The organism is Streptomyces sp. NPDC059524 (assembly GCF_042749255.1).
In the GTDB taxonomy this organism is placed as follows: domain Bacteria; phylum Actinomycetota; class Actinomycetes; order Streptomycetales; family Streptomycetaceae; genus Streptomyces; species Streptomyces xanthii.
On sequence record NZ_JBHYTK010000227.1, the window covers coordinates 1 to 9,944 of the forward strand.

Consider the following 9,944-nt stretch of genomic DNA (forward strand, 5'->3'; position numbering starts at 1 on the left):
CCCGTGGAGTACGCGCGCACGAAGTGCGCATCTCCAGGGGCGCGGATAACTGCGCGGCTAGCGACGAGCGTGGCGCCCCCGCTGCGAGGGCGCGGCCGGCGCACCCGGCGCGTCCGGAGCCGCGTTCTGCTCCCGCTTCGCGGAGCGCTTGGCGCGCAGGAACTCGATCGCGATCGGCACCACGGACACGAGGACGATCAGGATCAGGATCGCCTCGATGTTCTTGTGGACGAACTCGATGTTCCCCAGCCAGGAGCCGAGCAGGGTCACACCGGCACCCCACAGGATGCCGCCGATCACGTTGAACGTGATGAAGGAGCGGTACCGCATCCCGGAGACGCCCGCGATGATCGGCGTGAAGGTCCGCACGATGGGCACGAAGCGGGCCAGGACCAGCGACTTCGGGCCGTGCTTCTCGAAGAACTCGTGCGCCTTCTGCACGTTCTCCTGCTTGAAGAGCTTGGAGTCCGGCCGCTTGAAGAGCGACGGTCCGACCTTCTTGCCAAAAATGTATCCGGCCTGGTCACCGAGGATCGCGGCGAGGCAGATCAGTCCGATCGCGCCCCACAGCGGGAAGTCGAGGGTGCCGGCGGTGATCAGCAGGCCGCAGGTGAAGAGCAGCGAGTCACCCGGCAGGAAGAAGCCGATCAGCAGACCGGACTCCGCGAACACGATCAGGAGCAGGCCCCAGATGCCGAACGTGTTCAGCAAATGGTCCGGGTCCAGCCAGCTTGGTCCGAGCGCAAGCGTCATCACGGGTCCGGGCTCCTGAGGGGGTGAGGGCAAAGGCATTGCGGTGCCATGCAGATCGGCGATGCAAAGTTATCAACGCCGCGCGCGGGCACCAGGTTCCAGTGGCCCTCTCAGGATGCACTCCGAGTGAACTGTGGCAAACCTGTCGTTATGGGTATCGAAGACTTCGGCGGCGGCCAGAATCCGCAGGCGGATGTGCTCGTCGTCACCACGAACGACGTCCCGGGGTACCGGGTGCAGCAGGTGATCGGCGAGGTGTTCGGCCTCACCGTGCGCTCGCGGCACCTGGGCAGCCAGATCGGCGCCGGGCTCAAGTCCATGATCGGCGGCGAGCTGAAGGGCCTCACCAAGACGCTGGTCGAGACGCGGAACCAGGCCATGGACCGGCTCGTGGAGCAGGCACGCGCGCGGGGCGCCAACGCCGTGCTCATGTTCCGCTTCGACGTGACGGAGGCGATGGACGGGGCGGCCGAGGTCTGCGCCTACGGAACCGCCGCCGTCATCGCCCAGGACACCACCGCGCCCTGATCCGGGCCGGCGCCCTCACTCCCCCGCGTGCCGGGCCGCGTTCGCGTGGATCGCGTCGCGCAGGTGCTCGGCGATGCCCTCGCCCATGGCGTCGTAGGACGCCTTGAAGCGCTCGTCGGCCACGTACATGTCGCCGAAGCAGACGTGCATCTCGTAGGGGACCTCGAAGTAGTTCTGACTGATGTGCCGCCGGTGCTCCTCGGCGAGCTCCATCGCCGCCGCGCCGGACGGCTGCTCGCCGGAGGCGACGAGGGCCGCGTAGCGGCGGCCCCAGTCCTCGACCTCCGCCTGGATGCGCTGCCAGTCCTCCTTGGTGTAGGTGGCGGCGCGGCGCTGGGACTCGGCCCAGGCCTCGGTGTTCCCCCAGCGCTGCTCGGCCTCGTCCTGGTACTGCTCGGGGTCCTTGTCCCCGAAGACCTCGAAGCGCTCCTCCGGGGTGAGCTGGATTCCCATCTTCTGCGCCTCCATGGCGTGTACGACGGCCTCGGCCATCTTCTGCAGCTTCTCGATGCGGGCGGTCAGCACCTCGTGCTGGCGCCGCAGGTGCTCGCGCGGGTCGGTCTCCGGGTCGTCGATCAGGGCCTGCACCTCGTCCAGGGGGAAGCCGAGCTCCCGGTAGAAGAGGATCCGCTGGAGCCGGTCCAGGTCGGACGCGGTGTAGCGGCGGTGTCCCGCGTGGTTGCGCTCGCTGGGGACGAGCAGTCCGATCTCGTCGTAGTGGTGCAGCGTGCGCACCGTGACCCCGGCGAATCCGGCCACTTGGCCGACCGAGTGGACCGAGGAGGTCATGGCCGCTCCTTTCCCGCAGCGGTTCTCCGTACGTGACTCAGCTTGGGTCCTCACGCCGCGTGAGGTGCAAGCGCGACGCCATGGGCGCCCGATATGCCCGTTCCGTGATGTCTGCCTAGGCTGGCGCGGGGGGACGCCGCTCACGAAGGAGTCGCCGATGCCTCCGCTGCACCACGGTCCCGCGGGCCGGTCCCGGGGGCGCGAGGAGCGCCCGATGGCCGTCAACCCGTTCTACGGCGCGGCCGACCCCGCGGCCGGGATGACCGACGCGCCGCCCAAGCACCGGCTGCCGGACGGGCCGCTCGCGCCGATGACCGCGTACCAGCTGGTGCACGACGAGCTGATGCTCGACGGGAACGCCCGGCTCAACCTCGCCACGTTCGTGACCACGTGGATGGAGCCGCAGGCGGACGTCCTCCTGGCCGAGTGCCGGGACAAGAACATGATCGACAAGGACGAGTACCCGCGCACCGCCGAGCTGGAGCACCGCTGTGTCGCGATGCTCGCGGACCTGTGGCACGCGCCGGACCCGATGTCCGCGGTGGGCTGCTCGACGACGGGGTCGAGCGAGGCCTGCATGCTGGCCGGCATGGCGCTCAAGCGCCGCTGGGCGAAGCGGAACGCGGACCGCTACCCCTCGCGCGACGCCCGCCCGAACCTGGTGATGGGCATCAACGTGCAGGTCTGCTGGGAGAAGTTCTGCGACTACTGGGAGGTCGAGGCGCGGCAGGTCCCGATGGAGGGCGACCGTTTCCACCTCGATCCGACGGCCGCCGCCGAACTCTGCGACGAGAACACGATCGGTGTCGTCGGCATCCTCGGCTCCACCTTCGACGGGTCGTACGAGCCGATCGCCGACCTGTGCGCGACGCTCGACGCGCTCCAGGAGCGGACCGGGCTCGACATCCCCGTGCACGTGGACGGGGCGTCCGGCGCCATGGTCGCGCCGTTCCTCGACCCGGACCTGGTGTGGGACTTCCGGCTGCCCCGGGTCGCCTCGATCAACACCTCGGGCCACAAGTACGGCCTGGTCTACCCGGGCGTCGGCTGGGCGCTGTGGCGGGACGCGGACGCGCTGCCCGAGGACCTCGTCTTCCGGGTCAACTACCTGGGCGGCGACATGCCGACCTTCGCCCTGAACTTCTCGCGGCCCGGCGCGCAGGTCGTCGCCCAGTACTACTCGTTCCTGCGGCTCGGCCGGGCGGGCTACCGGGCCGTGCAGCAGGCGTCCCGGGACGTGGCGCGCGGGCTCGCCGAGCGGTTCGAGGCGCTCGGCGACTTCCGCCTGCTCACCCGGGGCGACGAGCTGCCGGTGTTCGCGGTGACGACGGCGCCGGACGTGACGTCGTACGACGTCTTCGACGTGTCGCGGCGGCTGCGCGAGCACGGCTGGCTGGTGCCCGCCTACACGTTCCCCGCGCACCGCGAGGACCTCGCCGTGCTCCGCGTCGTGTGCCGCAACGGCTTCTCGGCGGACCTGGCCGCCCTGCTCGTGGACGACCTGACCCGGATCCTGCCCGACCTGCGCAGCCAGCCGCACCCGCAGGTCCGCGACAAGGACGCGGCGACGTCCTTCCACCACTGACCCCGCACCGGCCCGGTCAGTGCGCGGCGTACGGGTCCTCCCGGCCGTCCGGGAGGATCCCGACGAACGGCTCGCCCTCGCCGGCGAAGGTGTACGCGCCGCCCTCGATCCGGGCGATGAGCGCGCGGGTCCACTCGGCGCCGGTGTCGGCGGTGAACACCCAGTGGTTCATGATCTCGCCGATGTGGCCCAGCCGCTCCGGGCCGCCCTCGGGCGTGTAGTGCTCCGTGACGGACGCGCGCCACTCCTCGATGCGGCGCACCCGCTCCCGGAGCAGTGCAACGACCTCCGCGCGCGGCAGGTCGACCATGAAGCCGAGCGCGGCCGTGAGGGCGTCCGGCCGCTGGTCGTACGCGGTGAGGGACTCGCGCAGCAGGGTCAGGTACTCGCTCGTGCCGCGCTCGGTGACCTCGTACTCGGTGCGGGGCGGGCCGCCGGCCGTCGACGGCGCCACCTCGTGCGCGCGGAGCAGTCCCTGCTTCGCCATCTGCTTGAGCGCGTGGTAGATCGATCCCGGCTTCGCGTTCGACCACTCGTGGGCGCCCCAGTACTCCAGGTCGCTGCGCACCTGGTAGCCGTGCGCGCGGCCGTGCTGCCGTACGGCCCCGAGGACCAGGAGGCGGATCGCTGACATGCGCTCAGCGTAGAACCCGCGGACTTGCGCGGCCCCCGGGGTTGTGCCCTCAGCCCTGCTGCGCGAGCGCCACCAGTTCGAACGCGGTCTTGCCGTCGAGGGACTCGCGGACGATGTCGGCGTGGCCGGCGTGCCGGGCCGTCTCGCGGATCAGGTGCAGGCCGAGCCAGCGCAGCGAGACCTCCTGGCCGTCGGGGAACCAGGGCTCGTCGGGCAGCGGGAAGGTGTCGTCCAGGCTGAGGGCGTCGTGGAAGAACTTCTCGGTGCGCCGCGCCACGTCCGCGTAATAGTCGAGGAGCGACTCGACGGTGTCGGTGCCGTCGATCATCCGGAAGCCGATGCCGTACGACTCCGGGTCGCGCTTCGTGTCGGGCTCGGTGCGGCTCGCCAGGGCCACCCAGCCCTGCTCGACCTCCGCCAGGTGCTTGACGATGCCGCCGAGGGAGAGGGCGCTGGCGCTGGGCTTCGCGGCGGCCTGCTCGTCGGTCAGCCCCAGCAGGGTGCGGCGCACCCCGCCGCGCTGCTCGGCGATGAAGGCCAGGAGCGCGCCGCGCTCGTCACCGCGGGCCTCGGGGTTCACGTGCATGACCATCGGAAACACCTCTCGTCGTTCGCCGTCGTCCCGCCGTCCTGCGCCGGACTCGATGAGAAGAAGCTACGGGCGATGTAGGTCAGATCCTGACCTCTTCACGCGAGTCGGCGCCGGGTTCCGCCGAGTTCTGTAGTCGTGGGACCACCCCGCGTGCACGTGCATCTGCTCATGCAGAAGATCTTGGCCGAGGGCTATGATCCTGATCAGCCGGGGCAGTTGTCCCATGCACCCATGCGCCACGAGAACCACCGGGGGAGCGAACCGTGCACCACGTGTACAACGGCATGGCGGCCACGGAGTTGCACGGAGTGGTCTGGCAGAAGAGCAGGCACAGCAACTCGCAGGGCTCCTGCGTGGAGTTCGCGAAGCTGCCCGGCGGCAAGATCGCCGTACGCAACTCCAACTTCCCCGAAGGCCCCGCGCTCGTCTACACCCCCGCGGAGATAGAGGCCATGCTCCTGGGCGTGAAGGACGGGGAGTTCGACCATCTGACGGTCGCCTGAGCGGCCGTCGGGCGCTCACACCCGGAACAGGGCCCAGACGACCTTGCCGCTCAGCGCGCCGGCCATCGGGTGCCAGCCCCAGCTGTCGCTGAAGGAGTCCACGAGGAACAGGCCGCGCCCCGACTCGGCCGAGAAGTCCTCACGTACGTCGGCCTCGCGGGCCACCGGGCTGTCGTTGCTGGGGTCGCGCACCGCGCACACCACGCGCGAGGCCCAGCGCATCAGATGCAGCCGCACCGGCGGGTCCTGGTCGTAGGGCGTGTCCGCGGGCAGCGCGTGCCGCAGCGCGTTGGTGACGAGTTCGGAGACGACCAGACAGATGTCGTCGAAGCGCTCGGGCACGTCCCAGTCGCCGAGCGTTCTGCGGCTGAACTCCCGTGCGCTGCGCACCGCTTCGTACCGTGCGGGCAGGGCGCAGGATGCGGCGCTGGACACCGCGGAGGGGTCGAGCGGGGGAAGACTCTGCCTCAACGCGTCGAAAGGCTCGAGCATGGTCGATCCGTTCGTCCCCATGCGAGGCACTCCCCATTTTCGCAGTACGTAGCGAGCGGTGGTGGCGACCATGGTTCCGAATGCGCAGAACGGATGCAAGGGCAGATGCACGTGCACGCGCCGGAATTGGCCGTTCCCGTACCGCTTCTTGCTCATTTCTTCCCACGACTTCTTCCAAGTTCTCACGCCTCGCTTTCGCCTCTTCTCCCTTTCCGTAACCACGCGAGTACGGGCCGGAGCGTTTTAGTGGCAGACTTCGGGCCCTGATGGATCAGGGAGGTTGGACGACGTGACCGCTGGGGAGTCCTGGGCGTCGCCCCAGGCGCTGGGGCCGGGGGGCGGCTCGGTGGTGCGGCGCATCCTGCTGGGCTCGCAGCTGCGGCGCCTGCGGGAGTCGCACGGCATCACCCGCGAGGCCGCCGGCTACTCGATCCGCGCCTCCGAGTCGAAGATCAGCCGGCTGGAGCTGGGCCGGGTGAGCTTCAAGGCGCGCGACGTGGAGGACCTGCTGACCCTGTACGGGGTCACCGACGGTGCCGAGCGCGAGGCCCTCCTCTCCCTCGTCAAGGAGGCCAACTCCACGGGCTGGTGGCACAGTTACTCCGACGTGCTGCCCGGCTGGTTCCAGACCTACGTGGGCCTGGAGGCCGCCGCCTCGCACATCCGCGGCTACGAGGCCCAGTTCGTGCACGGCCTGCTGCAGACCGAGGCGTACGCCCACGCGGTCGTCGAGCAGGGCATGCGCGGCGCCGCCCCCGAGGACGTCGACCGGCGCGTGGCGCTGCGGCTGGAACGGCAGAAGCTGCTGGTCGCCGAGCAGGCCCCGGAGCTGCACGTGGTGCTCGACGAGGCCGCGCTGCGCCGGGTGCACGGCGGGCCCGAGGTGATGCGCGGGCAGCTGCGCCACCTGATCGAGCTGGCCGAGCGGCCCCGGATCACCCTCCAGATCATGCCGTTCGACCGCGGCTGGCACGCGGGCGAGTCCGGCAGCTTCACCCTGCTCACGTTCCCCGAGTCGGACCTCTCCGACGTCGTCTTCCTCGAACAGCTCACCAGCGCCCTGTACTTGGACAAGCGCGAGGACGTCACCCAGTACGAGAAGGCGATGGCCCTCCTCGCCGAGCAGTGCCCGGATCCGGCGGAGAGCATCGGACTGCTGCGCCGGTTGCTGACCGAATTCGCCTGAATGCAAAGTGAGTTGGCCGATCTCTTTCCATGACTGACCGGTGCCGGACGTACGATGACGTCCCATCAGCTGTCCGGCGCTTCAGCAAGGGATTTGCCATGACGTCACCGTCCCCGCACACGTACTTCACCGATCTGGACCGGCAGTACATCGACGGCACGTGGCGCGAGGGGCGCGGGTCGTGGGACATCATCGACTTCAACCCGTACAACGGGGACAAGCTGGCGTCGATCACCGTCGCGTCCGTCGAGGAGATCGACGAGGCGTACCGGGCGGCCGAGCGGGCGCAGAAGGAGTGGGCGAAGACCAACGCGTACGCGCGCCGGATGGTCTTCGAGCGGGCGCTGCGCCTGGTCGAGGAGCGCGAGGACGCGATAGCCGAGGCGATCATCGACGAGCTCGGCGGCACCCGCGTCAAGGCCGGTTTCGAGCTGCACCTGGCCAAGGAGTTCCTGCGCGAGGCGATCCAGCTGGCGCTGCGCCCGCAGGGCCGGGTCATCCCCTCCCCCGTGGACGGCAAGGAGAACCGGGTCTACCGGGTGCCGGTCGGTGTCGTCGGCGTCATCTCCCCCTTCAACTTCCCCTTCCTGCTCTCCCTGAAGTCGGTCGCGCCCGCGCTGGCGCTCGGCAACGGCGTCGTGCTGAAGCCGCACCAGAACACCCCGATCGTGGGCGGCTCGCTCGTCGCGAAGATCTTCGAGGACGCGGGCCTGCCCGCCGGTCTGCTCAACGTCGTCATCACCGACATCGCCGAGATCGGCGACGCCCTGCTCACCCACCCCGTGCCGAAGGTCATCTCCTTCACCGGCTCGGACAAGGTCGGCCAGCACGTGGCGACGGTGTGCGCCTCCCAGTTCAAGCAGGCGGTCCTGGAGCTCGGCGGCAACAGCGCGCTCACGGTCCTCGACGACGCCGACGTCGACTACGCGGTCGACGCGGCCGTCTTCAGCCGCTACGTGCACCAGGGCCAGGTCTGCATGGCCGCGAACCGCATCCTGGTCGACCGCAAGGTCGAGAAGGAGTTCACGGAGAAGTTCGTCGCCAAGGTCAAGACGCTGAAGGCGGGCGACCCGCGCGACCCGTCGACCGTGATCGGCCCGGTCATCAACTCCACCCAGGCGGACGCCCTTTCGGCGGTCGTCGAGCAGGCGGTCGCGGAGGGCGCGACGGCGCTCGTGCGCGGAGCGGTGGACGGCAACCTGGTCGAGCCGGTCGTCCTGGCCGGCCTGCCCGCCGACTCCCCCGTCCTGCGCCAGGAGATCTTCGGCCCGGTCGCGCTCCTCATCCCCTTCGACGGCGACGAGGAGGCGGTGCGGATCGCGAACGACACCCCGTACGGGCTGAGCGGCGCCGTGCACACGGGCGACGTCGAGCGGGGCGTGGCCTTCGCGCAGCAGATCGACACCGGCATGATCCACGTCAACGACGGCACCGTGCACGACGAGCCGCTGGTCGCCTTCGGCGGCGAGAAGCGCTCGGGCATCGGCCGGCTGAACGGCGAGGCGACGGTCGAGGCGTTCACCACGCAGAAGTGGATCTCGGTCCAGCACGGGCGCTCGCAGTTCCCGTTCTGACGCCGTCCCGGCACGAGAACCAGCAGGCCCGGCCCCGGAAGGGGTCGGGCCTGCTGTCTTCGCCGGATTCAGCCGCGGGGCCGGCCGCGAGGTCAGCCGCCGTAGCGGCGCCGGAAGGCCTCGACGCGGCCCTCGGTGTCCAGGACCCGCTGCTGGCCCGTGTAGAAGGGGTGGCTCGCGTCGGAGATCTCGACGTCGAACACGGGATACGTGTTGCCGTCCGACCACTCGATCGTCCGGTCCCCGAGCTTGTCGGAGGCGGTGATCGTCGAGCGGGTCAGGAAGGCGCTGCCCGCCGCGCGGTCGCGGAACACGACCGGGGCGTACTCGGGGTGGATGCCGTTCTTCATGAAAGTCAGCGCTCCTCTCGGAAGTCGACGTGCCGGCCCGCGACGGGGTCGAACTTGCGCAGGGTCAGGCGGTCGGGGTCGTTCCGCCGGTTCTTGCGGGAGACGTAGGTGTAGCCGGTCCCGGCGGTGGACCTGAGCTTGATCACCGGTCGGAGTTCGTTGCGTGCCATGGACCCCAGTATATGAAAATGACTGCCGTTTTCAATAGCGCGCCGGGAGAGGTACGTCACCATGGCGGGGCGTGACGGCTGGTAACTTGCTGCGGCGGTCGCACGACGGGAGCGACCGCTGTGACAGCCGTGAAACAGGGGGAAGTTGTGCGTATCAGGAACGTACGGATCGTCGCGGGCGCCGCGGCCGTCGTGGCGGCGCTGGCCGTGACGGGCTGCAGCAGCGACAGCGGTGGCGGCAAGAAGGACCGGGGCTCCGACAGCGGCTCGTCCTCGTCGGCCGACGGCGGCTCGACCGGCGGCTCGTCCGGCTCCGCGGGCTCCGTGAAGGACACCGAGGGCATCTGGAGCGCCACGAGCGGCGGGCAGCCCGTCGTGCTCGTCGTCGGCGGCAAGCAGGCCTCGCTCAGCACGGGTGACGGGCACCTGTGCTCCGGCACGGTGTCCGACGGGGCCGCGCCGACGTTCGTCCTCAAGTGTGCGGACGGCAGCACGGACCGGACGACCGGCAAGGTCGAGTCCAACGACGGCAAGTCGATGCAGGTCAGCTGGGACGGCGGCAAGACCGACGCCTTCACCAAGTCCGAGGACGGCAAGCTCCCGACGGGCCTCCCGACGGGCCTCCCCACGGGCTGACCTCCGGTCGAACCCGGCCAGGCCCGTCTCGTAGGAGGCTGCCGGCCGGTGGGGGCTGGTCGCACAGTTCCCCGCGCCCCTGAAATGCATGGCGCTGCGCGCCGCATTTCCCCGATGAAGGCTGCGCGCAGCGCATGCCTTCAGGGGCGCGG

At 70.0% G+C, this 9,944-nt stretch carries 12 protein-coding genes and 1 pseudogene; 6 read left to right on the plus strand and 7 right to left on the minus strand.

Features of this window, described 5'->3' with window-relative positions; all coding sequences use genetic code 11:
• Window positions 1-93 precede the first annotated feature (93 nt).
• A pseudogene (locus ACFW9D_RS36190) lies at window positions 94-756 on the minus strand (DedA family protein); the annotation flags it as partial.
• A gap of 147 nt (window positions 757-903) precedes the next feature.
• On the opposite strand from ACFW9D_RS36190, the gene ACFW9D_RS36195 reads away from it, so the two are divergent.
• Window positions 904-1,281 (plus strand): YbjQ family protein, encoded by a 378-nt coding sequence (locus ACFW9D_RS36195; protein WP_384629397.1) that lies wholly within the window; start codon window positions 904-906, stop codon window positions 1,279-1,281.
• Window positions 1,282-1,296: 15 nt separating this feature from the next.
• On the opposite strand, the gene ACFW9D_RS36200 is transcribed toward ACFW9D_RS36195, so the two are convergent.
• Window positions 1,297-2,070, minus strand: coding sequence for a MerR family transcriptional regulator (locus tag ACFW9D_RS36200; protein ID WP_384629400.1), 774 nt, complete (start codon window positions 2,068-2,070; stop codon window positions 1,297-1,299).
• Window positions 2,071-2,227: 157 nt separating this feature from the next.
• Between ACFW9D_RS36200 and ACFW9D_RS36205 the strand changes: the two genes are divergently transcribed.
• Entirely contained in the window at window positions 2,228-3,655 is a 1,428-nt protein-coding gene (locus ACFW9D_RS36205; RefSeq protein WP_188338257.1) for a glutamate decarboxylase, read from the plus strand.
• Between the two features lie 16 nt (window positions 3,656-3,671).
• On the opposite strand, the gene ACFW9D_RS36210 is transcribed toward ACFW9D_RS36205, so the two are convergent.
• The gene (locus ACFW9D_RS36210) at window positions 3,672-4,289 is read right to left on the minus strand and encodes a PadR family transcriptional regulator (RefSeq protein ID WP_384629403.1); all 618 of its coding nucleotides are present in this window, start codon (window positions 4,287-4,289) and stop codon (window positions 3,672-3,674) included.
• Between the two features lie 49 nt (window positions 4,290-4,338).
• Window positions 4,339-4,881 (minus strand): DinB family protein, encoded by a 543-nt coding sequence (locus ACFW9D_RS36215; RefSeq protein WP_384629406.1) that lies wholly within the window; start codon window positions 4,879-4,881, stop codon window positions 4,339-4,341.
• Between the two features lie 263 nt (window positions 4,882-5,144).
• On the opposite strand from ACFW9D_RS36215, the gene ACFW9D_RS36220 reads away from it, so the two are divergent.
• Window positions 5,145-5,384, plus strand: coding sequence for a DUF397 domain-containing protein (locus ACFW9D_RS36220; RefSeq protein ID WP_188338254.1), 240 nt, complete (start codon window positions 5,145-5,147; stop codon window positions 5,382-5,384).
• A 15-nt stretch (window positions 5,385-5,399) separates the two neighbouring features.
• On the opposite strand, the gene ACFW9D_RS36225 is transcribed toward ACFW9D_RS36220, so the two are convergent.
• Window positions 5,400-5,897, minus strand: coding sequence for an ATP-binding protein (locus tag ACFW9D_RS36225; protein WP_384629411.1), 498 nt, complete (start codon window positions 5,895-5,897; stop codon window positions 5,400-5,402).
• 268 nt (window positions 5,898-6,165) lie between these two features.
• Here ACFW9D_RS36225 and ACFW9D_RS36230 point away from each other — a divergent pair, with 268 nt between their 5' ends.
• Window positions 6,166-7,062, plus strand: a complete 897-nt coding sequence (locus tag ACFW9D_RS36230; RefSeq protein ID WP_188338252.1) for a helix-turn-helix transcriptional regulator — start codon at window positions 6,166-6,168, stop codon at window positions 7,060-7,062.
• 98 nt (window positions 7,063-7,160) lie between these two features.
• Complete coding sequence (locus ACFW9D_RS36235) at window positions 7,161-8,636, plus strand: aldehyde dehydrogenase family protein (protein ID WP_384629414.1); 1,476 nt, start codon at window positions 7,161-7,163, stop codon at window positions 8,634-8,636.
• Between the two features lie 92 nt (window positions 8,637-8,728).
• Here the strand turns inward: ACFW9D_RS36235 and ACFW9D_RS36240 are convergent, their stop codons facing one another.
• Both ACFW9D_RS36240 and rpmG read right to left on the minus strand, forming a co-directional pair.
• On the minus strand, window positions 8,729-8,986 hold the full coding sequence (locus tag ACFW9D_RS36240; RefSeq protein ID WP_188338250.1) for a type B 50S ribosomal protein L31: 258 nt from the start codon (window positions 8,984-8,986) through the stop codon (window positions 8,729-8,731).
• Window positions 8,987-8,991: 5 nt separating this feature from the next.
• Window positions 8,992-9,156, minus strand: coding sequence for a 50S ribosomal protein L33 (rpmG, locus tag ACFW9D_RS36245; RefSeq protein WP_188338249.1), 165 nt, complete (start codon window positions 9,154-9,156; stop codon window positions 8,992-8,994).
• A gap of 147 nt (window positions 9,157-9,303) precedes the next feature.
• On the opposite strand from rpmG, the gene ACFW9D_RS36250 reads away from it, so the two are divergent.
• On the plus strand, window positions 9,304-9,792 hold the full coding sequence (locus ACFW9D_RS36250) for a hypothetical protein (RefSeq protein ID WP_384629419.1): 489 nt from the start codon (window positions 9,304-9,306) through the stop codon (window positions 9,790-9,792).
• Window positions 9,793-9,944: the final 152 nt, after the last annotated feature.